Annotated in this window: 15 protein-coding genes; 3 read left to right on the top strand and 12 right to left on the bottom strand. The window is 68.6% G+C overall.

The features are described 5' to 3' along the window. Positions 1–25: 25 nt before the first annotated feature. The 4 genes from NI2_RS13475 to NI2_RS13460 form a co-directional block, all read right to left on the bottom strand. Positions 26–9,022, bottom strand: a complete 8,997-nt coding sequence (locus NI2_RS13475; RefSeq protein ID WP_067490611.1) for a non-ribosomal peptide synthetase — start codon at positions 9,020–9,022, stop codon at positions 26–28. A 123-nt stretch (positions 9,023–9,145) separates the two neighbouring features. Next, positions 9,146–9,802 (bottom strand): isochorismatase family protein, encoded by a 657-nt coding sequence (locus NI2_RS13470; protein ID WP_067490608.1) that lies wholly within the window; start codon positions 9,800–9,802, stop codon positions 9,146–9,148. A gap of 29 nt (positions 9,803–9,831) precedes the next feature. Beyond that, positions 9,832–11,004 carry an isochorismate synthase gene (locus NI2_RS13465; RefSeq protein WP_243749863.1) on the bottom strand — a complete coding sequence of 391 codons (1,173 nt, stop codon included), beginning with the start codon at positions 11,002–11,004 and terminating at the stop codon, positions 9,832–9,834. After that, positions 11,001–11,942, bottom strand: coding sequence for an SDR family oxidoreductase (locus tag NI2_RS13460; protein WP_067490605.1), 942 nt, complete (start codon positions 11,940–11,942; stop codon positions 11,001–11,003). The genes NI2_RS13465 and NI2_RS13460 overlap by 4 nt, the downstream gene beginning before the upstream one ends. A gap of 86 nt (positions 11,943–12,028) precedes the next feature. On the opposite strand from NI2_RS13460, the gene NI2_RS13455 reads away from it, so the two are divergent. Further along, positions 12,029–13,699, top strand: a complete 1,671-nt coding sequence (locus NI2_RS13455; RefSeq protein ID WP_084476403.1) for a (2,3-dihydroxybenzoyl)adenylate synthase — start codon at positions 12,029–12,031, stop codon at positions 13,697–13,699. Between the two features lie 119 nt (positions 13,700–13,818). Here the strand turns inward: NI2_RS13455 and NI2_RS13450 are convergent, their stop codons facing one another. Genes NI2_RS13450 through NI2_RS13420 form a run of 7 tightly spaced genes read right to left on the bottom strand, consistent with a single transcriptional unit; the run spans position 13,819 to position 19,978 of the window. After that, complete coding sequence (locus NI2_RS13450) at positions 13,819–14,034, bottom strand: phosphopantetheine-binding protein (protein ID WP_067490602.1); 216 nt, start codon at positions 14,032–14,034, stop codon at positions 13,819–13,821. Between the two features lie 2 nt (positions 14,035–14,036). Then, positions 14,037–14,876 (bottom strand): siderophore-interacting protein, encoded by an 840-nt coding sequence (locus tag NI2_RS13445; RefSeq protein ID WP_067490593.1) that lies wholly within the window; start codon positions 14,874–14,876, stop codon positions 14,037–14,039. Further along, entirely contained in the window at positions 14,860–16,092 is a 1,233-nt protein-coding gene (gene entS, locus NI2_RS13440; RefSeq protein WP_067490591.1) for an enterobactin transporter EntS, read from the bottom strand. Before entS ends, NI2_RS13445 begins: the two co-directional genes overlap by 17 nt. Further along, complete coding sequence (locus NI2_RS13435; RefSeq protein ID WP_067490589.1) at positions 16,089–17,102, bottom strand: ABC transporter substrate-binding protein; 1,014 nt, start codon at positions 17,100–17,102, stop codon at positions 16,089–16,091. Before NI2_RS13435 ends, entS begins: the two co-directional genes overlap by 4 nt. A 4-nt stretch (positions 17,103–17,106) precedes the next feature. Continuing rightward, positions 17,107–17,919, bottom strand: a complete 813-nt coding sequence (locus NI2_RS13430) for an ABC transporter ATP-binding protein (protein WP_067490587.1) — start codon at positions 17,917–17,919, stop codon at positions 17,107–17,109. A gap of 8 nt (positions 17,920–17,927) precedes the next feature. Continuing rightward, entirely contained in the window at positions 17,928–18,983 is a 1,056-nt protein-coding gene (locus tag NI2_RS13425) for a FecCD family ABC transporter permease (RefSeq protein ID WP_067490585.1), read from the bottom strand. Next, on the bottom strand, positions 18,980–19,978 hold the full coding sequence (locus NI2_RS13420; RefSeq protein ID WP_067490580.1) for an iron chelate uptake ABC transporter family permease subunit: 999 nt from the start codon (positions 19,976–19,978) through the stop codon (positions 18,980–18,982). The genes NI2_RS13425 and NI2_RS13420 overlap by 4 nt, the downstream gene beginning before the upstream one ends. A 186-nt stretch (positions 19,979–20,164) precedes the next feature. On the opposite strand from NI2_RS13420, the gene NI2_RS13415 reads away from it, so the two are divergent. Next, entirely contained in the window at positions 20,165–20,794 is a 630-nt protein-coding gene (locus NI2_RS13415) for an MspA family porin (RefSeq protein ID WP_243749864.1), read from the top strand. A gap of 34 nt (positions 20,795–20,828) precedes the next feature. Beyond that, on the top strand, positions 20,829–21,494 hold the full coding sequence (locus tag NI2_RS13410) for an MspA family porin (RefSeq protein ID WP_067490567.1): 666 nt from the start codon (positions 20,829–20,831) through the stop codon (positions 21,492–21,494). 47 nt (positions 21,495–21,541) lie between these two features. Here the strand turns inward: NI2_RS13410 and NI2_RS13405 are convergent, their stop codons facing one another. Further along, positions 21,542–23,107, bottom strand: coding sequence for an MFS transporter (locus NI2_RS13405; RefSeq protein ID WP_067490565.1), 1,566 nt, complete (start codon positions 23,105–23,107; stop codon positions 21,542–21,544). Positions 23,108–23,221 lie beyond the last annotated feature (114 nt).

Raw genomic sequence — 23,221 nt, 5'->3', positions numbered from 1 at the left:
TCCTTCTTTCTATCCAGGTGGAAGTTCAGGTGCGGATCGCGGGATCCGCGTCGATGAGCGCGGCGACCTCGATCCAGCCGGTCGGCATCGCGATCTCGTTGTGGGTGTAGGGCAGTCGCCGGACCACCAGCTGGGCGCCCGCGGCACGCCAGCCGGTGAGCTGGGCGTGCACGCGCTCGGGTTCGAGGCCGTTGTCGGCGCAGTACAGGGCCATCGGGCCGCTGTAGGAGGGGGACTCGGACTCGGTGACCATGCGCAGCAGTTCGGTCGCGGCGTGGGTTACCACGGCTGCCAATTCGGCTGGGTACTCATCGATTTCGGGGACGAGTGCGGCCATTCCGGAGGGATCCGCCAGGGTCGCGGCGGCCCGTTCGGTCAGGTTCGACAGCGGGTGCGAGTCGAGCAGACCCACATAGGCGACCTGCTCACCCTCAGCCTCGAGGATGGCGGCCATGGCGTGGGCGAGATTGCCGCCCAGCGAATAGCCGAGGAAGTGGTACGGGCCGTGCGGTTGGATGCGGCGGACGGCGGCCAGGTAGTACCGCGCCAGGTCGTCGAGAGTGCGGGTCCGCGTGGTCGGCTCGGTGAGGTGGGGCATCTGTAGGCCGATGATGGGTCGTTCGGCCCGCAGCAACCTCGCCAGCGGAGCGTATTTCCATGCGGTGCCGCCGATTTGGTGGACGCAGAACAGCGGCGGGACCGAGCCCTCGGCGCGTAGTTCCAGGACCGGGTCGAGGCGGCGGCCCAGGCCGGCGAGGCCGTCCTTCGGTGGGGTGGTGGGGTCGGCCGCGCCGATGCGGGCTGCGAGCTTGCGGGGGGTCGAGGCGGTGAAGACGTCGTCGAGAACCACGGGTAGGTCCGCGCGGGTGAGTCGGCCGACCAGCCGCACGGCGAGCAGGGAGTGGCCGCCGTTGTCGAAGAAGTCGTCGTCTGTGTCGATTGCGGGGACCGAGAGAACAGCTGCCATTGCCGCGCGAATGGTGTCGACATTCTCGTCGTGCGTTCTGTCGACGAGCTGGGCCGAGCGGCGGATGGGCTTGTCGCCGGTGACAGCGTCGAGAGGTGTCTCGGTAGCCGTGGCCTCGGCGGGCACGGGGGCGTCGCCTTCCGGGGTGCGTGACTCCGGCGCTGGGAGCGCCCGGCGATCGATCTTCTCCGTCGCCGTGCGAGGGATGTGATCCAGTACGACGACGGCGGCGGGAATCATGTAGGCGGGCAACTTTGTTCGGAGCTGGTCGCGAACCGCATCTGTGTCGAGCGTGATTCCGGACTTCGCCATGAGATAGGCGACCAGCCGCTGATCGCCCGGTGTGCCCTCGCGCAGCTGCACCACCGCGTGAGCCACGCCGGGGCACGTGAGCAGGGCCGATTCGATATCGCCCAGTTCGATGCGTTGGCCGCGCAACTTCACCTGGCTGTCGGTGCGGCCGATGTAGTCGAGTTCGCCGTCGGGGTTCTGTCTCACCAGATCACCTGTGCGGTACATCCTTTCGCCGCTTCCGAACGGGTCGGCGACGAAGGCCGCGGCGGTCAGGTCGGGGCGGGCCAGATAGCCGCGCGCCAACCGCACTCCGGTCATGTAGAGCTCACCGACGGTGCCCTCGGGGACGGGGTGCAGTCGGTCGTCGAGGATGCGGATGGTGTCGGCGGGTGCACCGACCGGGACCGACTTGGTGTCGGCGTCGACGGTCTCGTGGAAGGTGAAGCCGATCGCGGCCTCGGTGGGACCGTAGAAGTTGTACACAGCGGTGCCGGTGAGCGCGCGCATCCGCTGTGCTGTCGCCGGTGGCAGCACTTCACCGCCGGTGAGGACGCAGCGAAGGTCCGCGCATCCCGAGAGGTCGGCCTCCTCGGCGAGCACGGTGAGCATGGAGGTCGTCATCCACATCGCCGTGACACGCTCCGCGCTCATGAGTTGTGCCTGGTAGTAGGGGTCGCGGTGGCCGCCGGGGCGGGTCAGCACGATCCGGGCGCCGAGGTGCAGCGGCAGGAACATCTCCATGAGCGAAGCGTCGAAGATCGGCGGGGTGCGGTAGAGCATGGTGTCGCCCGGGCCGAACCCGACTTCGCGCTGCAGCCATTCGAAAGTGGAGATGATCGCGGCGTGCGACAGGCTCACCCCCTTGGGCACACCCGTGGAGCCGGAGGTGAACAGGAGGCAGGCGGTATTCGCCGGGCGCAGCGGTGCGAGGCGGTCCGCATCGGTGAGCGGAGTAACGGCGAATTCGTCCTCCCCGGGGTGGTCCGATTGCTCGTCGACCATCGTGCGAATGTCATCGAGCGAGCTCAGAACCATTGTAGGAGCAGCGGTATCGATAATCTTCTCGACGCGTTCTGTGGGCTGTTCCGGGTCTATCGGGAGATAGACACCGCCGGCACGGCAGATCGCATGCGCCGTGACGACGGAATCGATAGTGCGCGGCATGGCGACGGCAACCACGGTCTCGGGACCGACACCACGCGAGATGAGCCACCGGGCAAGACGATTGACCCTGGCATCGAATTCGCCGAAGTCGATCGTGACGCCGTCCGCCGTCACCGCCGGGGCTGTCGGATCGACAGCGTTGCCCCACTCGGCCAGGGTGGTACCGCTCGGAGCCGCCACGATCGGGCGACTGAGCAAGGCCCCATTGTTGAGCGGAGCAGCAGATCGGGCGGCAGTGTCGACGCGGGCTGTCGCTGGAGTGCCGTCGACGGCTGGTGCGGTGGGCCGCGCTGTGACGACTGGCTCGGCGAGGACTTCTGGTGGCGGTGCGATGGGTGGTGCCGGTGCGGCCGGGGGCGTGGCGGTTGGAGTGAGGGGCTTGATGAACTGGGTCGCGGGGGTGTCGGGGGTGGTCGTGATCGACGTCAGCGTGGTGGTGATTCGGTCGGCGATCCGGGCGAGGTTGGTGTCGGGGATGACGCTGCGGTCGTACCAGATGACCAGCGTCAGGTGGTCGCCCGGCGGGGCGATCAGGGTCAGTGGGTAGTGGGTGTTGCCGTGGTTGTGGAACGCGCCGAGGCGCAGTTCGTGCGAGCCCGGCTGTCCTGAACCGGAATCGGGGAAGTTCTCGAAGGCGACGAGGGTGTCGAAGAGGGTGCCGAGGCCGGTGATGCGTTCGATCTCCGCGAGGCTCGCGAAGTCGAACTCCTGCATGGCGAACTGGTTTTCCTGCAGGTCGGCCCACTGGTCGAGCAGGGGACGAGCCGGATCGACGGTGCAGCGGACGGGCACGGTATTGGCGAACAGGCCGACCATGCCCGCTACGCCGGGCAGCTCGGCAGGACGTCCGGAGACGGTCGCACCGAACACGACATCGAGGCGACCGGTGAGCGCGGCTAGCACCAGCGCCCAGGTACCCTGCACCAGGGTGTTCATCGTGAGACCGCGGCATCGGCCGAGCTCTGCCAGTGTGGTTGCGAGCGATGCCGGGAGCGCAACCTGCCACTGCCGAACCTCGCGGGAAGTGGCGCCCTGATCGAGTGCCGGTGTGGTGGCCGGCGATGCCGGGCGTCCGACTTGCTGCTGACGGGTTTCGGGTTCGCGGGGAGTGTGGGCGGCATCGACGGTCGTCCCGGTTACCAGCGTCGGTGCCTCGAGCCCGGCCAGTCGGCGAGACCAGGCGGTGCGGACAGCGTCGCGGTCCCGGGCGGCGAGCCAGGTCAGGTAGTCACTGTACGCGGGCGCCGGGGTGAGTTCGTCGCCGTGGTAGGTGGCCAGTACTTCGCGCAGAACTATCGGGGTTGACCAGCCGTCGATGACCAGGTGATGGGTGTTGAGCACCAGGCGGTGTGTATCACCGGGTAGACGAATCAGCGTGGCGCGCAACATCGGTGACCGGTCGACCGCGAACCGGTGGCGGGTCGCTTCGGCTTCGAGGCGGTCGGCTGCGGTCTCTGCGGTGCGCAGCGGCAGATCTGAGAGGTCGACCTCACGCCAGGGCATGCCGACCGAGCGAGGAACCGCCTGCACCGGCTGGTCGAGGTCCTCGTAGTGGAAGGCGGCCGCCATGGTCGGGTGTCTGCCGACAACAGTGTCGAAGGCCGCCGACAACCGTGGGCCGTCGAGTGGACCGTGCAGGTCGACGCGGGCACTCAGGGTATAGACATCGTCGGCGCCGTCGCGAATCGCGTGGAACAGCAACCCCTCCTGCAAGGGCGACAGCGGGAGCAGCTCGGACAGTGGGCCGTGCGAGTCCTCCAGCGCATCGATGGTGTCCTGGTCGACGATCACGCCGGGGCAGTCCGACGGTGTGAGTCCGCCGGGGTACAGCCTCGCGTGGGCGGCGAACGCCTCCAGTGCGAGCTCGAAGTGCCGCTGGATTTCCGCGATCTGGTCGGCGCCGAGAATCCGGCTCGCGGCTGTCCACTCCACGGCCAGGCGCGGCGCACCGGCCTGCGCGGCTTCGTGGACGAAGACATTGAGCGCCAGCACTTCGGTGAGTGCCTTCTCCGGTGGTTCCGTCACCGCGAACGCGTCGTGCTCGGGCAGGCTCCAACCCGGTGCCCCGCCGCCACCGAACCGGCCGAGGTAATTGAGTAGCACCTCCGGTGCGCGGCGACCGGCGAATCGCGGCGCGGTCTCGGGGTCGAGCCTGCGCAGCACGCCGTAGCCGACGCCGTTCCCGGGAACCGCGCGCTTGGCCTCTTTGACCGCGCGCAGAAGGTGCCCGGCCGCCGCGCCACCGGACAAGGCCTCGGTGAGTCCGGCGGGATCATCGATGCCGGTCGCGGGCGTCCACACCGGGAACTCGCTGGTGAACCAGCCGACGGTACCCGCGAAATCGGTGTCGGGACGCAATGCTTCGCGCCCGTGACCCTCGACGGTGACCGGCCTGCCCGGCTCGAGCGCCTCGCCGCGCTCGTGCCGCCAGGCGTTGAGTGCGAGCATGAGTGCGGCGAGCAATACGTCGTCGGTCTTCGCTCGGTAGGCGGTCGGCAGGGTCGTGAGGAAGGCCTCGGTGATCGCGGGCGCCACGAAAGTTCTCGACTGCTGGGCGCTCTCGACAAGGTCGACAGGGGGATCGAGCGCCCTTTGCCCGAGGGGTCCGACGCTCGCGTCGCCGAGCGCCCGCTCCCAGTGCGCCAGTTCCGAGCGGTACTCACCCGCGACACCGGACTCGGCGAGCAACGTGGCGTACCGCCGCCACGAGCTCCCCTTCCCGGCAAGTCGCGCGGGGCGTTCTTCCTGCGCGGCGGAGCAGGCTTCATAGAGCTCGGGCACCAGGACTCGCCACGAAGCACCGTCTACCACAAGGTGATTGGCGACAAGCACCAACCGATCGGCGACGCCGGGCCCGCTACGTACCAGCGCGGCACGAATCTGGACACCCGCGGCGGGCGCCAATTCCCCTGCCAGCGCCAATGCCACCGACTCGGTGTGCTTCGGTGCACCGGCGCGCTCTGGCCCTGTTGTGGCGTCGGCAGTTTCGTCGAGGCGGGTGATCGACGCGGTTTCTGTGTACGCCGTGACATCGGTGGTGCGTGGTGGAGCAACCTCGCGGACCAGGTCGGACGCGCGCACCGTGCCCACTGCGGCGACCTCGAGCCGGGCGTCGGTGCCGGACCCGTCGAGGACGAGGCGGAGGGCGTCGTGGCGGTCGAGGAGGGTTTGCAGGCCGGTGGTTAGGTGGTCGACGGTGAGGTCTTCGTGGAGGGTCAGGGCCGTCCACTGGGCGTAGCCGGCGATGGTGCCGGAGTCCGCGTTCGCCTCGAGGAGGGCCGCCACCATGGGTGGGATCGGGACGGGGCCGGTCGGCTCATCCGGGGTCACGGTGGCGGTCCGGGCTTGCGCCATCTGGGCGGTGGCGGCGATGGTGGCCAGGTCGCGTTGGGCGAGCAGGGTTTTCGGTTGGATTTCCCAGCCGAGGGCGCGGAGGCGGCTGCTCACGCCGATCGCGGTGATGCTGTCGCCGCCGAGGCCGAAGAAATCGTCGGTCGCGTTGACCCGCGCCAGGCCCAGGACCTCGGCGACGATTCCGCACAGTGCCCGCTCCTGTTCGGTGCGCGGCGGTCGGCCGGTCGAGGTCAGCTGGGGTGCGGGGAGGGCGGCGCGGTCGAGTTTTCCGTTGACGGTGGTCGGTAGGGCATCGAGGATCACCAGGGCCGAGGGCACGAGGTGGTCGGGGACCAGGGTGGTCAGCAGCTGACGCAGCTGGTCGGCGTCGAGGGTGCGGCCGGTCTCGGGGACCAGGTAGCCGACCAGTCGGGTGCTGTCGCCGGACTTGCGGATGGTGGCGGCCGCTGCGGCTACGCCGGGCAGCGCGCCGAGCGAGGCTTCGACCTCGCCCAGTTCCACGCGATACCCGCGCACCTTGATCTGAGAATCTGCGCGCCCGAGATAGTCGTAGCCGTGGCCAGGGAGCCAGCGCGCCCGGTCACCGGTGCGGTACATGCGTTCGCCGGACGCGAACGGATCGGCGACGAACCGCTCCGCCGTCACCACCATGCGCCCGAGGTAACCGCGCGCCAATTGCGTTCCCGCCAAGTACAACTCGCCGATCTCGCCGTCGGGCACCGGCTGCAACGCGCCGTCGAGCAGATAGGCCCGGGTGCCCGGCAACGGTCCGCCGACGTGCGGCACGGTGCCGGTCACCGGCGCACTCAGCGCGTCGACGGTCGCCTCTGTCGGCCCGTACATGTTGCGGGCGAACACCTTCGACGCGACGATGACCGACCACAACGCAGGCGGCGTCGCCTCACCACCGAGCAGCAGCAGTTCCGGACGGTGCGCGTTGCCGAGCAACCCGTTGTCGATCAGCGCGGTAGCCATCGAGGGAGTGGTGTCGACGACATCGATCCGATCGGTACGCAACGCCGCTACCTGCGCAGTCGCGTCCTTCTGAATATCTGTGTCGTACAGATGGATCCGGTGCCCGCACCACAGCCACAAGAGCTGATCCAGCGCCGCGTCGAAGGCGAAGGAATAGGTGTGCGCCACATGCAGCTGCCGCCCGCCCACTCGCGCGGCGGTATCGGCGTAAACGGTGCTTCGATGGTGGTGCAACAGTTGAGCCATCGCGCCGCACGAAATCTGCACACCCTTCGGCTTGCCGGTGGAGCCGGAGGTGTACACGACATAGGCGAGATGTCCGGCCGAACGAGGCGCGGCGAGTTCAGCCATCGACAGCGGCCCGCTCGGCAGACCGGTGATCGCTGCACGAACCGTGTTGTCGGACAAGAGGAGGGTCGCCGCAGGCCAGTTGGTCGCCCGCTCGTCGGCGGGACGCAGCGAGGCCGATGTCGCTTCGGCGTCGGAGGTCAGGTCCGTGGCCCCGGCAGTCGTGCGCCGATCCGTGAAGACAGCTTGCGCGACGATGTCATCCGTCAGGATCAGGACCGGATCGGCGTCGTCGATGATGTCTGCCAGGCGCTGGGCGGGGTGGGTGATGTCGAGCATCAGGAAGGCCGCGCCCGCGTGTTGGACCGCCAGGAGGGCGATCACCAGGTCGACCGAGCGGGGGAGGGCGATGCCGACGATGTCCTCGGGGCCGACGCCTCGGCCACGCAGGAAGCGCGCGAGCTGGTGCACGCGGGCGCCGAGTTCCGCCGCGGTGAGCCGGTGGGTGCCGTCGACGAGGACGATGTCGCCGGGCTGGGCCGCGACCATGTGGTCGAAGACCTCGACGACGTCGTCGGGACGATCGGGCAGGGCCGCACCGGCGCGGTCGACGGCGATGTGCGCCGTGAGCGAAGCCGGGTACAGGGTGATCGCGCCGATCGGCTCGTCGGCATCGACCAGCTGAGTGATCAGCGTGACCAGCGCGTCCATCCGCCGCCGCACAGTGGCCGCGTCCAGTGACCGCGCGTCGACCTCGAAGCCGAGCTGGACGCGGTCCTCCGACAGCGGGGTGACGGTCAGGCCGAGGTCTTCGGGCGGCCCGCCGGCCACATTGCGCAGGGTGCCGGTGGCACCGTCGAAATCGAGGGCGAAGTCGAAGGCCTTGAGGTTGACGCCGATGCCGTGCAGCAGGGCACCGGTCTGTGCCCCACCGAATTCCCGGGCCAGGTCCTCACCGCGAAAACGCTGGTGGGCGCGCATCTCTCGCAGTGCGTCGGCCACCCGCTTGCCCAGCTCACCCAGGCGGTCCTGACCGGACACCGAAACTCGCAGCGGCAGGACGTTGACCGCCATCGACGGAGTGGTGAGGGCGGTCTTGCCGACGCGCGCCATCACCGGCAGCGCGATGACCACATCGGTCTCACCGAGCAACCGATGCACGAACCCCGCGTAACCGGCGACGAGCACATCGGCCCACGTGATACCGGCTTCGGTGGCCGCTGTCTTGACGCGACCCATCAGGTCGGCGTCGAGGACCGCGCGTACCTCATGGGTCTGCTCGACCACGCCCTCGGGCGCCCGCCCGCGCCCGTCCAGCGGCGGCAGCGGCGTGAGCCGGTCGCGCCAATACTCGCGGTCGTGCCGATGTGCCTGGCTCCCGCGGTATTCCAGGTCCTCGGCCACGAGCGTCTCGACCGACCCCCAGCGCAGGCGCGGCGCTTCGGTACCGCGACGCAGCGCGGTGTAGTGGGCCGCGACCCGGCGCGACACCATGGCCGCGCTGTAGCCGTCGATGATCAGGTGGTGATAGAGCTGGATACACCACACGTCGTTGTCGGTGAGGCGCAGCAGCGTGTAGGTGTAGAGCTGCCGTTCCACCATGTCGCGGCAATAGGTCGCCGCGCGTTCGCGTTCGGCGGCGACGAGCCGGTGCGCCGCGGCGACCGGGTCGGCTTCGGCGCGCAGATCGACGAGTGGGCGCAGCTCCGGTTCCAGGTCGGTGATCCGCTGGCGCGGGCCATCGGACGTCTCGCTGAAACGCGATCGCATCGTGTCGGTTTCGGCGATGGTCCGGCGAATCGCGGTGTCCAGCAACGGCACGTCCACGGGCTCCGTACCCGAGATCTCGAGTACCTCGCCGACCAGGTAACTGAGCGACTCAGGATCGAGCCGCTGCGCGTTCCAGATGCCCAATTGCGCTCCGGTGAGCGGTAATCCGGGATGTTCGGCGCTCACGTCGTCCCGTTCCACCGAGCCCACAGCAACTCCTTCGTCAAAGTTCTCCACCCACCCACGCGGCTGCCGGACTCGGAAAGAGTCCGGCAGCCGCGCGAGGCGAGTCAGGTTTGTCTTGGTTCGAATGGCGGAGCGTCCGCCGGCGGGTCAGGCGTCTGCTTCGACCTGTGCGGGATCCAGCTGGCGCAGCAGCTCCGAGGTCCCGACCACCGCCCCGCAACGCCGGGCGACGTAGTTCAGTGCCATCACATGCTCGTCGCGGCTGAAATCCGCCGTCGCGTCGTGGACGAGGAAGGGCCGCACATCACCCATGAATGCCTCGGCGGCACTGAGCATGCAGCCCATGTGCGTGTAGACGCCGGTCACCAGGAGCTGATCGCGCCGGTAGTAACCGAGCAGTTCACGCAGGTCGGTGCGCTGGAACGCCGAATAGCGCCACTTGGTCACCTGGATGTCCTGTGGTTCGGGTGCGAGGGCATTGATCACCTGCGTGTCGGCGCCCTCGGCCATCCCGCTGCCCCAGAAGTCGGCCAGAATGCCGCGTCGCGACGGGTGCTGATTACCGGGCTGCATCGTGTAGATCACCGGGATGTCGAGCTCGTGGCAGCGGTCGCGCAACAGGGCGATATTGGCGATCAGGGTGCGGGCGGGATCGCGGTGCAGGTCGTAGGCGTCGAGGAAGTACTGCTGCATATCGTGGATCAGCAGGGCACAACGCCCTGGTTCGGCAGTCCAATCGACCTGGTCGGCGGTGAACTCGTCGACGCCCGGCATCGGATAGGGCGCGATCGGGGGGATAGGCATGAGGGTCTTTCGTTCGAACGGAAGTCGGCTCAGCAAACGGTGACGGGCAGATCCGCGATACCGAGCGGTGCGAGGATGCGCTGGAATTTGCCGGTGGTCTCGGCCAATTCGGCGGCTGGGTCGGAGGCGGCGACGATCCCGCCGCCCGCGTGCGCGAGCAGCGTGGTGCCGTGCTCGGACAGCTCGGCGCAGCGGATGCTCACCATCCATTCGCCGTTGCCGTCGGCATCGCACCAACCGACAGCGCCCGCGTAGAAACCGCGTTCGCCCTCGAGTTCGGCGATGAGACGGGCCGCCGCGGCGGTGGGTGTGCCGCAGATCGCCGGGGTGGGGTGCAGCGCTACGGCGAGCTCGAGTGCCGACGGGCCGGCCAGCGGGACAGCGGCGGTGATCGGCGTACCGATGTGCCACATCGCCGGGGTGGACATGAGTTCCGGTGCGGGAGTGTGCACTTCGGCGCAGCGATCACGTAGCACGGCCGACACCTGATCGGTGACGAAGCGGTGTTCGGCCAGGTCCTTGGTCGAGGCGAGCAGCGTCTCGGCGGCCACCCGGTCGGCATCGCTGTCGTCGAGTACCCGGCGAGCGGAGCCGGCCAGCGGATGGCTCACGACGCTGTGCCGGTCGCGGCGCACCAGGATCTCGGGACTGGAGCCGATGAGATGGCGGCCGGGGTATCGGCCACCCGCCGCGGACAGGTCGACCAGGAATCCGTTCGACATCGGATCCGAGGCGACCATCAAGTCGAGAATGTCCTGTGCGCGAACGGGAGTCGCCGAGCGGGCCCGAATCGCCCTGGCCAGCACGATCTTTCGCAGGGGATGGGCGGGGTCGGCCAGCAGTTCGACAGCGGTGGCGACGCGCCTGCGGTGCTCGTCCGGTGTGGGCAGCGCCGCGTCGAAGGCGAACTGCGGCAGGGACCGCGAATCGGTCGTCGACTCACGCTCGAGCATTCGGGGTTCGTAGGGCGCGTCGGTGATCGTCACCGACTCCGGTGCCCACAACGCTGTCGGTGCGCCGGGCCGGAAGGGGAGTGCGCCGACGATGTGGCTGATCCGGCCACTGCGCAGCGCGGTGATCGCGTCGTGTGCCGAGCGGAAAACCGTCCCGCCCGCGCTCGCGGACACGGTCCGCTGCGGGCGGGACAGCACAAAAGCGGGGTCTGAACTGGCGGTACTGATGGGGATCATCCTCTCGGTCACATGTCGAGCGTCGCGCCACCGTCGACCCGCAGGTCGTGCATGGTGATGTGGCGGGCGTCTTCGGACGCCAGAAAGTGGACTGCGCCCGCGATGTCGGCGGGAGTGGCGATGCGCCGCAACGGGATCCCCAGCCGGTAGGCGGCGGGATCACCGTCGAGTAGCGCGGTCTCGGCGTCGTCGTCCAGCGGTGTGCCGCCGAACATGTCGCGCAGCATGGCTGTGTCGGTGGAGCCGGGGGAGACCAGGTTGACCCGCACGCCCAGCGGTGCGACCTGTAGGGCAAGCGACCTGGTGAACGCGGTCGCGGCGGCTTTGGCGGCACCGTACGCGGCCATGCCGACCCTCGGTGTGGCCGCCGCGTTGGAGGTGACCACGACGATGGATCCGCGTCCGACGGCGGCCATGTCGGCGGCCGCGCGCTGGGTGACCAGCATGGTTCCGGTGGCGTTGACGGTCAGGCACCGTGCCCAGTCGTCCGCATCCAGTTCGAGGGCTGTCCCGCCTACCATCAGCCCGGCGGCGTGCGCCAGCACCTCGACGCGGCCGTGTTCGGAAGTCAGGCGATCGAACGCCGCGCGCACCGCGTCGGCATCGGTGATGTCGATGGTGACGCCGTGTACGGACGCCGTGCGTGCGGTGTCGATGGCTGCGGCGGAGCCATGCCCGGGATCCACGGACGTGCGGACTTCTTCGTCGCGGTCACCGACTCTCGTGGGAGCAGCGGAAGTTGCTGTGGCGCTGTGACTGTGCGTGTTCGGACGCGAGGACTGGTTGCCGGCGGTAGCGAGGGCCGCGGGAGTGTCGTGCACCGCGGGATCGAGGTCCCACAGCGAGACAACCCGATCCTCGGCAGCGAACCGCGCGGCGATCGCGGCGCCGATGCCCCCGGCCGCGCCGGTCACGACGACGACCCGACCGCGAGAATCACCATTAAACATGAGGTTAGCCTAACCTGACTGTCGGTTATTTGGTTAGCTTCCCTCATAACTTTTGGCCGAAACACCGAACCGCCTGCTCGAAAGAGGTGCTCGACTTGACCGAACCCGCCCTCGCCGGCTTCACCCCCTGGCCCGCCGACTTGGCCGCCCGCTATCGTGCCCAGAACCTCTGGACCGGAGAGACTTTCGGCGAAGTCCTCGCCGTACGGGCCGCTGCCACACCGGACCGGATCGCGGTCCTCGACACCGTCGACAGCTGGTCCTATGCCGAACTTCATCACCGCGCGCGTTCGCTCGCCGCCGGTTTGGCCCGCCTCGGCATCACGCCGGGCGATCGCGTGCTGGTGCAACTGCCCAACCGGGCCGAATTCGTCGAGGTGATCTTCGCGCTCTTCGAGCTGGGCGCCCTGCCGGTGTTCTGCCTGCCCGCGCACCGTGCCGCCGAGCTGGTGCCGATCGCCGAGGCCGCCGCCGCGACGGCCGTCATCACCTGCGGAACCCATCAGCGCTTCGATTACGCGGCGCTCGCGGCGACGGTGCGGGAGCACGTGCCGAGCCTGCGACACGTGCTGCTCGTCCTCGACCAGGGCCAGGAACTGCCCGCGGGTGCGCGTGATATCGCCGAATTCAGGGACGAGCCGGTGGAACTGCCGGGTCCGTCGGCCGGTGACGTCGCTTTTCTGCAGCTCTCGGGTGGCAGTACCGGTATCCCCAAGCTCATCGCCCGCACCCACGACGACTACCTCTACAGCGTGCGCCGCAGCGCCGAGATCTGTGAACTCGACAGCGACACTGTCTATCTCGCGACGCTGCCCGTGGCCCACAACTTCCCGATGAGCTCGCCGGGCATTCTCGGCGCGCTGTGGGCGGGCGGCGCGGTGGCCATGACGCCCGATCCCACACCGGCGACGGCCTTCCCGCTGATCGAGCGGTTCGGTGTCACCATCACCGGCCTGGTCCCGCCTCTGGCGCGACTGTGGACCGAGCGCGCCGAAGCCGTTGACACGCCGAATCTTTCGAGCCTGCGGGTACTTCAGGTTGGTGGCGCCCGATGCCAGGACGAGCTGGCTCGCCGGATCGGTCCCGCACTCGGCGTCACTCTGCAGCAGGTGTTCGGGATGGCCGAGGGCCTGGTCTGCTACACCCGGCTCGACGACCCGATCGACGTGGTGGTGAGCACCCAGGGCAGGCCGATGTCGGAGTTCGACCAGATCGCGGTCGTCGACGACAACGGCGTCGAGGTGGCCCCGGGCGAGCAGGGCAACCTGATCACTCAGGGCCCGTACACGATTCGCGGCTACTACGACAATCCCGACGCCGACGCCCGCAGCTTCACCGCCGACGGCTGGTACCGCACCGGCGACATCGTCTCGATCCGCCCCGACGGCAACCTCGTGGTCGCCGGTCGCGCGGGCGACTGGGTGAACCGAGGCGGTGAGAAGGTCTCCGCCGAGGAGCTCGAAGCGCATCTGCTCGAGCACCCGGGCATCCGCGACGCCGTGATCGTCGGAACGCCCGATCCGGTGCTGGGACAACGTATCTGCGCCTTCGTGCAGCCCGCTGATCCGGAGCAGCGCCCGACCCTGACCTCCGTGCGCAAGTTCGTGCGGGAGCGCGGTGTCGCGGCGTGGAAGATGCCGGACGCGGTCGTCGTGGTCGACGACTTCCCGGCCACCGGCGTCGGCAAGACCAGCCGCAAGGACTTGCGGCAGGCACTGGCCGACGGTGCGCACGCCGATCGACCCGGACGCGCCTGATACGCGGGGCGGTGGCCGGTGGCCGTGCTGAGGCGCGGAGGTCGGCCGCGCCGGGGGTGCTGTGATCTGCTCACCCCCGGCGGCCACCGTCAGGCCCCCGGCCGACCCGACCAGCGTCCTCAGGCGAGCAGTTCGATCCACGTGCCGAGCACGGGTTCGCCCGCGAGCGTGGGAAAGTCGATATCCGCATGACCAGCCGACCGCCATTTCTCCACCAGCGACATGATGCGCACCGAATCGAGTCCGGCGTCGAGCAGATCGGTTTCGGCGCTCAGTTCGGTCGCCTCGACACCCAGCACGCCGGCCACGTCGGCGATCACCTGTTCGTCGGTCATGGTCATTCCTCTCGATCGAAGTCGGCGACGCCGCGCTTCCAGTAGCCGGCGATGAGTGAGTCCTTGGGGCCGATGCCCAGGTCGTCGCGGATGATCTTGCGGACACCACGCAGGCACCCGGCCTCCCCGGCCACCCACGCGAAGACCCGGTGTCCGGCAGCGACTTTCACCTCGCGGACCGCCTGCTCGAGGATGTCGCTCGTGCCGGGTGCCGAGTCACCCCGGTGCAGCCAGCGCACGGTCACGCCCGCGGGTGGGTCGAGGGGGATCTCCTCGGCGGGTCCGGCGACCTCGATGAAGGCCCAACCGGTGGTGTCGCGCGGCATGCGCTCGAGCCAGCGGGCGAGGGCGGGCAGCGCGGTGATGTCACCGGCGAGCAGGTAGTCGTCGTAGGTCTCCGGGATGACGACGCCACCGGGCGGACCGGCGATGTGGACCTTGGTGCCCGGGGCCACCGAGGCGGCCCAGTCCGAGGCGAGACCGCCGGGGTGGATGACGAAATCGATGTCGAGTTCACCGTCCTCGACGCTGTGGCGGCGCACCGTGTACTCGCGCGAGATCGGTCGCGGATTGCCCCACTCGAGCATCGTGCCGTCGAGTTTCGGCAACCGCAGCACACCGTCCTCGCCCGGGAAGATCAGGCGCACATGCTCGTCGGGCACATAGCTGTGGAACTTCGCGATGTCCGGACCGCCGAAGGTGATCCGCAGCAGCGCCGCGCCAACGGGCACGACCCGCACCACCTCCACTTCCTGCAGGCCGATCGGGTACGGCACCTTGGCGTAGTGGTTCCCGGCGAGCACCTCGGCGATGTTCGCCGCGTAGTCACTGCGATCCTTCACCGTTTTCCTTTCTGTGCAGTGGCCCGGCGACGAGCGCCATCAGGCCGGTGAGTACCAGGACTGCGACGCCGTAGAGCACGAGCGCGCGTCCTGGTTCGAAGGTCTGGCCGACGAAACCGGCCACCATGGAGCCGACGGCGGTGCCGGCGACGGACTGCACCATCAGCAGGCCCGACATCCGGCCGCGCATGTGGTCGGGTGCGGCCTGCTGCAGCATCGTGTAACGCAGCACCATGTTCACGGCTCTGGCCAGGCCGAACCCGGCAAGGCCGAGGAATACCAGCGCGGCGTGCGACCACAGTCCGGCCGCGATCACGCCGATCGGCATCAGCCCGAGCGAGATCAGCAGCGCCCGACCGGTGTGCGCGCGCCCCATCCAGCCGCTGGTCAACGTGCCGAGCACCGCGCCTGCGCCGGGTGCCGCGTAGAGCAGGCCGAGCGTGCCCGGTCCCGCGTCGAGTTCGACATCGGCGAAGGCGGGCAGCAGCACCAGCGGGCCGCTGACGAGCATCCCGATCAGCCCGGTGAGCAGAATGAGCCGGATGGACTCGTGCCGGACCGCGAACGCGATACCGGCCACCAGCTCACGCACCGGGTTCTCCAGGTCGCGTTGCGGTGGTGGCGACGGGCCGATCGCGGTGATCAGCCCGACGGTCGCGGTGGTCGCGAGGGCACAGAGGAAATAGGCCGTGGCCACACCGGTTTTCGCGACGAGCAGACCGGCGAACGCGGGGGTGATCATGGTGCCGAGGTCGGTGGTCAGCGAGACGAGAGCGCCTGCGGCCGCGACCTTTTCACGTCCGACCAGCACCGGGACCATGGCCATCAGCGCCGAACCGCTCACCCCGCCCGCGAGACCGTCGACGACGGCCGCGAGATAGATGGCGGACAGGAACGGCTCGGGCAGAACGGCATTCACCCCGAGGATGAGGAAGCCGATACCGGCCGCGCTGCGCGCCCACTGGATCACCGTCCGCCGTTCGTACCGGTCGGCCACCACACCGCCCGCGAGACTGCCCGCGAACAGCGCGACCGCGGTGGTGGTGGCGACACCGGCCACTTGCACGCTCGAGCCGGTCAGCTGATAGATCTGCAACGGCAGCGCGACCATCAGCAACCCGATGCCCAGCACCGACACCAGCCGCGCCGCGAACGCGCACCGGAAGGGGCGCGACGCCCGCAGCGGGCTGAGGTCGATGAGCAGTCCCGACGTCACCGGAAACGTTCCACGAGCAGATCGAGTGTCGCCATGACGGTTCGGTAGTCCGGACGCGAGCTGGTGGCGGGCAGTTCGAAGACCTTGCCCGCCTGGAACGACGGCAGCGAAGCGTAGAGCGGATCGGCGCGCAGCTCCTCGAGCGAACGGCCACCACTGAGTGGGATGGTGAACAGCACCGGCGCATCGATCACGGTGTTGAGCAGCTCCGGGCTGAAGCTGATGAAGTCGGCGCTCTGCTCCTTGGCGGGGTTACCGGCCTTGGCCTCCACCTGCGTGTCCAGCGTGAAACCGACCTCGGCGAGCAGCGCGGGCAGCGCGGCGGTCGGCACGAAGACGGTCGGCTTCTGGCTCTTGATCGACTGGAACACCGTCGTCGCGCCGACGGGCGGCTTGATCTTGCTCTTGGCCTCCGACAGCTTGGCCTGGTAGTTCGCGATCAAGGTGTCGACATTGGCCGGCTTGTCCACGGTCTCGGCGATGAACCGCAGCTGGTCCTGCCAGTTGGTCGTCTCGGTCGGCATCAGCACGGTCGGGGCGATGGCGCTGAGCTGGTCGTAGGCGTTCACCGACTGCTGGCCGGGGTAGCCCTGGCCACCGCCGATGATCAGATCGGGACGCTGGGCGGCGATGAACTCGAGGTTGATGTTGTCACCGGACGGAACAGCCTGTGTTCCCTGGGCTTCGGCATCCTCGGCCCAGCCGGTCGGGAACTCGCCCGGCTTGATCGGTACTCCGAGCAGGCGCGGGTCCGCCGCGACGACGGGCGCCTCGAGGTCGTAGAGGTAACCCGCCAGGTTGCCGTTGAGCACGACGATGCGCTGCGGATCGGCGGGCACCTTGACGGGGCCCTTCGCGGACGGCACCTCGCGTGGGCCGGAATCGGTGGAGTTCGACGACGAGTCACCGCACCCGGCGAGCACCGCGACCAGCGCGAGAACCGGGACGACGAGGGCGGCGCGATGCCGGCCCGAGGAACGGTTGGTGAACATGGACGGGGTTTTCCTCATTTCTTCAGTGCACCGGTGCGGCGTTCTCGGCCAGCGGGATCACCAGCGGCGTCCCGGTTTCCGGGTCGTCGACGATGCGGCAGCGCAGCGAGAACACCTCGTGGACCAGGTCCGCGGTGACGATGTCGGCGGGGGTGCCGGTGGCGACGATCCGCCCGTCGCGCATGGCGATCAGGTGGTCGGCGTAGCGGAAGGCGTGATTGAGGTCGTGCAGTACGGCGACGACCGTGCGTTCCGATTCGCGGTTGAGTGCGCGGCACAGATCGAGCAGCTGGATCTGGTAGGCGATGTCGAGAAAGGTGGTCGGCTCGTCGAGCAGGATGATGGGTGTCTGCTGGGCGAGCACCATCGAGATCCAGACCCGCTGCCGTTGACCGCCGGACAGTTCGTCGACCGGGCGGGCCGACAGCTCGGTGACACCGGTGGCCGCCATCGCCGCCGCCACCGCCTCCTCGTCGGACTTCGACCATTGCCGCAGCAGCGTCTGGTGCGGGTAGCGGCCGCGTGCGACGAGGTCGGCCACCCGGATGCCGTCGGGTGCGGTGGAGGTCTGGGGGAGCAGGCCGATCTGGCGAGCCAGTTCCTTGGCCGGATAGTCGGTCACCGGCTTGTCGTCGAGCAGCACCTTGCCGGATTCCGGGGCGAGCAGGCGGGCCAGTGCGCGCAGCAGCGTGGACTTGCCGCAGGCGTTCGGGCCGATGATCACGGTGAACTTGCCGTCCGGGATGTCCACGGACAGTTGGTCGCTGATCGTTCGGCCCTTGTACCCGAGGCGGACCTGGTCGGCGCGCAACCGCGCGGCGTGAGTGTCGTTCATGTCGCTTCCTATTTCCGTCGCGCTTCGGCGACGAGCAGATACGCCAGGTACAGGCCGCCGATCGAACCGGTGACGATGCCGACCGGAATGGTGGTCGGGGCGAAGGCGTGCTGGGCTATCCAGTCGCAGGTGACCAGCAGCGTCGCGCCCATCACCGCCGCCGGGACCAGCGCGATCGACGGGGTGCGGGTGAGTTTGCGCGCCAGATGCGGCGCCGCCAGGGCGACGAAGGCGATCGGCCCGGCCACAGCCGTTGCCAGGGAGGTGAATCCGACGCTGAGTGCGATCAGCCAGCCGGTGGCCTTGCCCGCGTCGAGTCCGAGGGCGCGGGCGGTGTCGTCGCCGAGTTCGAGGATCTGCAGACGCGGCGCGGCCGGGATCAGGGCCACCGCCAGCACGGCGAGCACGATCAGGGTCGGCGCGACCTGCGGCCACGACAACCCGTTGAGCGAACCCGCACCCCAGGCCGCCGCCGACATCGCCGCGTCGAGATCCGCCCGCATGATCAACCAGGTGTTGACCGAGGCGAGCATCGCACTCACACCGATACCGACGATGATCAGGCGGAACCCGGTCACGTTGTGCCGGAAGGCGAGCAGGTGGATGACCAGCGCCGCACCGAGACCACCGACCATCGCGCCCGCCGCCGTCTGGAAACTCCCGCCGCCGAGCGTCAGGATCACCAGGAGCGCGCCGGTGTAGGCGCCGGTGCTGAACCCGATGATGTCGGGGCTGCCAAGGGGATTGCGGGTGACCGACTGCAGGATCGCACCACTCACACCGAGCGCCGCACCGAGGGCGAGCGCCAGCAGGATGCGCGGCAGCCGCCAATCGAAGATCACCAGCCGATCGAAGCGTTCGTCACCGATGAACAGGGCGCGCAGCACACGCGGTGCAGGGATCTCGAAATCGCCACTGCCCAAAGCGAATACAGCGGTCGCGATGGCGATCACCAGAAGGATCGCGCACACCACAACCGTGCGAACCCCGATCCGCGCCGTGATACCCGTGCGCCCGGGACGCACCACGAGCATTGCTCGTCCGAAGTCGATCCTCGTGCTCATGCCGCAGCTCCCACTCGCGAGCGACGTGCCAGCCAGATCAGCATGGGTGCACCGAGGAATGCGGTGACCAGCCCGGCAGGGACTTCGTCGGGGCGAATGATGATGCGGCCCAGCACATCCGCAGTGAGGACGAGCAGCGGTGCCAAAACCAGTGAGTACGCGAAGATCCAGCGCTGATCGGGACCGACCAGCCAGCGGGCGATGTGCGGAACCGCGAGACCGACGAAGGCGATCGGGCCCACCGCGGCCGTCGCGGTACCGCACAACAGCACCAATGCCAGCGCGGTGAGCAGCCGCGTGCGGTTGACGTGCACGCCGAGCGACCGGGCCAGATCATCACCGAGCGCAACGGCATTGAGCGACCGCGCGCAAACGGCGGCGATCAGCAGCCCGACCACGATGAACGGCGCAGCACCGGCGATGATGTCGAAGCCACGCCCCGTGAGCGAACCGGCGTCCCAGCGCCGCATCTCGTCGAAAGCCTTGGGGTCGAGCAGGATCAGGCCGCGCGTGAGACCGCCGAGGACGGCGGTGGCGGCAACTCCGGCGAGGGTGAGCCGGATCGGATCGGTACCGGTGTGGCCCGCGGTGCCGAGCCGGTACACGACCACCGATACCAGCGCGGCTCCGGCGAAGCCGAACCAGACGTAGGACGTGATCTCCTCCACACCGAGCAACCCGACCGCGACCGTGATCGCGAACGCGGCACCGGCATTCACGCCGAGCAGCCCCGGATCGGCGAGCGGGTTACGGGTGAGTCCCTGCATCAGGCATCCCGCGACGCCGAGCGCCAGCCCGGCGAGTAGCCCCAGAACCGTTCGCGGCAGGCGGTATTCGGTGACGGTGACGTGGTCGGGCGTGGTCGCGGCACTGGTCAGCGCCTGCCAGACCTCGCCGACCGGAATCGATTTCGTGCCGACCAGCAGGCTCAGCAGACAGGCCGCGGTCAGCAGCGCCACCGTCAGCAACCAGCCGAACCAGCGCGGACTTCTCATCAGGGATCTCTCTCATATGGAACCGTGTCACGAGGAGGGTAGCTCATGTTTAGGTGAGCCTAGGCTTATTCAAAGTTAGCTAGGGCAAGGTCTTGATAGGTGAGCCTAACCTGTCTACAGTCCGAGCTGTTCAAGATCGGTGTGAATCGGTCACAACAGTTGATGAGGACATCCACGATGCGAAAAATGCTTGCGGCCACTGCGCTGGCCACGGCCGCGCTGGCCGTTGTCGGCGCAACGGCGAGTGCGGACACCTTCGTTCCGCTGCCCGACGGCGAGAAGGCCGGCCCCGGTGTGTTGATCAAGCGGGTGGCGGAAAGCGCCCTGATCTCGCCGTCCATGGCGGCCAACGGCGCAGGCCGCGTGGCGTGGGTGAGCGGAACCGTGCTGGCCGAGGTGGCCGAGACTCCGAAGGGTGAGCCCCGCCCGTTCGTCGGCGGCAACGGCGCGCCCGGCACCAACAACTCCTCCACGCACGGTTCTTCGCGCGTGAGCACCGGCTACATCGTCGGCTGCCAGGTGAGCATCGCCGACGACGCGATTTCGGCGGGTGTCTCGGGCGGCATCAACACCAGCGGCGTGAACGCGGGTGCCTCCATCGGCGTCAAGCTCGGCCCGGGCGAGGTGAAGTTCATCGGTATCGAGGGCTTCGACATCGTCGAGAAGGGCAACTACCACATCAGCTACAAGGACGTGGAGCTGCAGATCCAGGGCTGCGCCGGTTACGCGCAGGCCCGCGCCTACACCGTCGTGGAGATCATCGGCGACAACTACTCCAAGACCTCCCTCTACGGTGCCCCGTTCAGCATCGGCTGACCTGTCGCCCTTCTCGACGAATAGGAACAACTCCATGACCATCTTCACGAAGGCCGGTGCCCGTCTGGCCGGCGCCGCCGCGGCCGCGACTGTCGCGCTCGGCCTCTTCTCCACCGGCGCCGCCAACGCCGACACCTTCATCCCGCTGCCGGGCGGTGAGCTCACCCAGACCCTGCCCGACGGCACCGCGGTGACCATCCGTCTGGTCGGTGAATCGGTGAACATCAGCCCCTCCATGGGTGCGACTCCCTTGCATCGCAATGTCTGGGCCTCCGGCCGGGCCGAGGTGCAGGTCCACGCCGAGCACAAGGGTGTCAAGATCTCCCCCGGATATGTCGTCGGTTGCCAGGTCGACATCTCCGGTGGCAACGCCACCGGTGGTGCGAACGGTGCGGTGAACAATTCGGGCAACGGCAGCGGTGGCGTGACCTCCGGTGGCAACCTGACTCTCGGCCCCGGCCAGGCGTCGACCTTCTGGCTGCTCCAGGTCGAGGGCCCCGATGCCTACGGCGAGGAGAGCTACGTGCCCGCCATCAAGTTCTTCGGCCAGGAAGGTTCGGTCACCTGGGCCGACTCGACCCTCGGCCTCTCGGGCTGCGCGGGTTACGCCCAGGCGCGTGCCTTCGTTTCCGTCGAGGTGACCACCCAGTTCGGTCGCTCGGAGCTGCGCCTGTGGGGCCAGCCGTTCAGCCTCGGCTGATGCCCTGGGCCCCGCGGGGAGTTGCACGCTCCCGGCGGGGCCCCGGCTCATTTCTGCTCGTCGGCACGCTCGTTCGGTGCCGGAACGTGGCGAAGCAGCACGACGACCAGTCCGGCCGCGATCGCGGTGAGTCCGATGCCGACGATCGAGTTCACTTGCAGCGCATGGGTATACGCCGCTCGTGCCGTGGCGGTCAGCTCGGCGCCGAGGGCTTCGGGTAGCAGCGAGGCGACGTGCAGAGCTCCGGCGAGGGTGTCCTCGGCGGTGTGCGCGAGCTCGGTGGGCAGGCCATTCGGTAATTCACCGGCCATCTGCCCGCGATAGACCGCGGTGCCGATGCTGCCGATCACCGCGACCCCGAGCGCGGTCGACAGTTCCTGCCCCGTCTCCGAGATCGCGGAAGCGGCACCGGCACGCGCCGGGTCGACCGCACCGACGATCAGGTCGAGGCCGAGCACGAACATCGGGCTCAGGCCGAGCGCGAACACCACCATGCCGGTGACGATCAAGCCGAGATCGTCGCCACCCGCGAGCTGGGTGAAGATCGCGTAGCCGAACATGGCGATCACCAGCCCGCCCGTCATCAGATACGCGGGACGAATCCGAGGCGCGAGGGCGCTCACCGCACCGGCCGCGAGCACCATGGCTACCGCCTGCGGTACCGTCCACAGCCCCGCCTCGAACGCCGAAAGCCCGAGCACCAGTTGCAGATACTGCGCGAGCAGCAGGAACAGGCCGCCCATCGCGAGCATGGCGACCATCAGCGCCGCGAGCGAACCGCTGAACCGGACATTGCCGAACAGTCGCAGATCGATCAGCGGGTCGGTGAGTTGTTGCTGGCGCAGCACGAACACAGTGCCCAGGACCAGCGCGCCGACCAGAACGGCCACGGGTTCCACGGCCAGTCCGTCCTTGGCCAGTTCCTTGATGCCGTAGATGACACCCATCACCGACACCAGCGACAGCACGGCGCTGAGAATGTCGGGCTTGCCCGGGTTCGGATCCTTGTACTCGGGCAGCAGGAATGGTCCCGCGGCGAGCAGCAACACCATCGCGGGAACGGCGACCAGGAACACCGAACCCCACCAGAAGTTCTCCAGCATGGCCCCGCCGACCAGCGGTCCGACCACCATGCCGACCATGAAACTGGTCATCCACACGCTGATCGCGGCGGTCCGCTGGCGGTCGTCGTGGAACATATTGCGGATCAAGGCCAGTGTCGATGGCATCAGCGTGGCACCCGCGATACCGAGCAGCGCGCGCGTGCCGATGAGCATGTTCGCGCTGGTCGAATAGGCCGCGATCACCGAGGCGGCGCCGAAGGCCAGCGCGCCGATCATCAACAGTCTGCGCCTGCCGATCCGGTCGCCGAGGGTGCCCATCGTGATGAGGAAGCCCGCGACGAGGAACCCGTAGATGTCCAGGATCCACAACAGTTGTGAACTGCTCGGCTGCAACGCCTCGCTGATGTGGGGGATGGCCAGGTAGAGCACGCTCATGTCCATCGAGATGAGCAGGGTGGGCAGGGCGAGGACCGCCAACCCGATCCACTCCTTGACCCCCGCGGTCGGAGTGGGTTCGTCGACCGGCCGGAGGCTCTGGGTGGAAGTCACATCGCCGACGTTAGCGACGGATCGAGAACGTGTGCCAGCGATTTTCCGGGCCCGGTGACCCAGCGCACAGCCGGGAAGTCGTTGGACATTCCGGGCCCGCGACCACGATCATTG

Source organism: Nocardia ignorata NBRC 108230 (assembly GCF_001612905.1).
Lineage (GTDB): Bacteria > Actinomycetota > Actinomycetes > Mycobacteriales > Mycobacteriaceae > Nocardia > Nocardia ignorata.
This window is presented reverse-complemented; position numbering and strand designations above follow the sequence as displayed.

What these genes read in the sequence shown, in the direction of transcription:
- NI2_RS13470 (WP_067490608.1), bottom strand. Translation starts at nt 9,802, where the DNA reads ATGCCTATCCCCCCGATCGCGCCCTATCCGATGCCGGGCGTCGACGAG.
- NI2_RS13460 (WP_067490605.1), bottom strand. Translation starts at nt 11,942, where the DNA reads ATGTTTAATGGTGATTCTCGCGGTCGGGTCGTCGTCGTGACCGGCGCG.
- NI2_RS13450 (WP_067490602.1), bottom strand. Translation starts at nt 14,034, where the DNA reads ATGACCGACGAACAGGTGATCGCCGACGTGGCCGGCGTGCTGGGTGTC.
- NI2_RS13435 (WP_067490589.1), bottom strand. Translation starts at nt 17,102, where the DNA reads ATGAGGAAAACCCCGTCCATGTTCACCAACCGTTCCTCGGGCCGGCAT.
- NI2_RS13430 (WP_067490587.1), bottom strand. Translation starts at nt 17,919, where the DNA reads ATGAACGACACTCACGCCGCGCGGTTGCGCGCCGACCAGGTCCGCCTC.
- NI2_RS13425 (WP_067490585.1), bottom strand. Translation starts at nt 18,983, where the DNA reads ATGAGCACGAGGATCGACTTCGGACGAGCAATGCTCGTGGTGCGTCCC.
- NI2_RS13420 (WP_067490580.1), bottom strand. Translation starts at nt 19,978, where the DNA reads ATGAGAAGTCCGCGCTGGTTCGGCTGGTTGCTGACGGTGGCGCTGCTG.
- NI2_RS13415 (WP_243749864.1), top strand. Translation starts at nt 20,165, where the DNA reads ATGCTTGCGGCCACTGCGCTGGCCACGGCCGCGCTGGCCGTTGTCGGC.
- NI2_RS13410 (WP_067490567.1), top strand. Translation starts at nt 20,829, where the DNA reads ATGACCATCTTCACGAAGGCCGGTGCCCGTCTGGCCGGCGCCGCCGCG.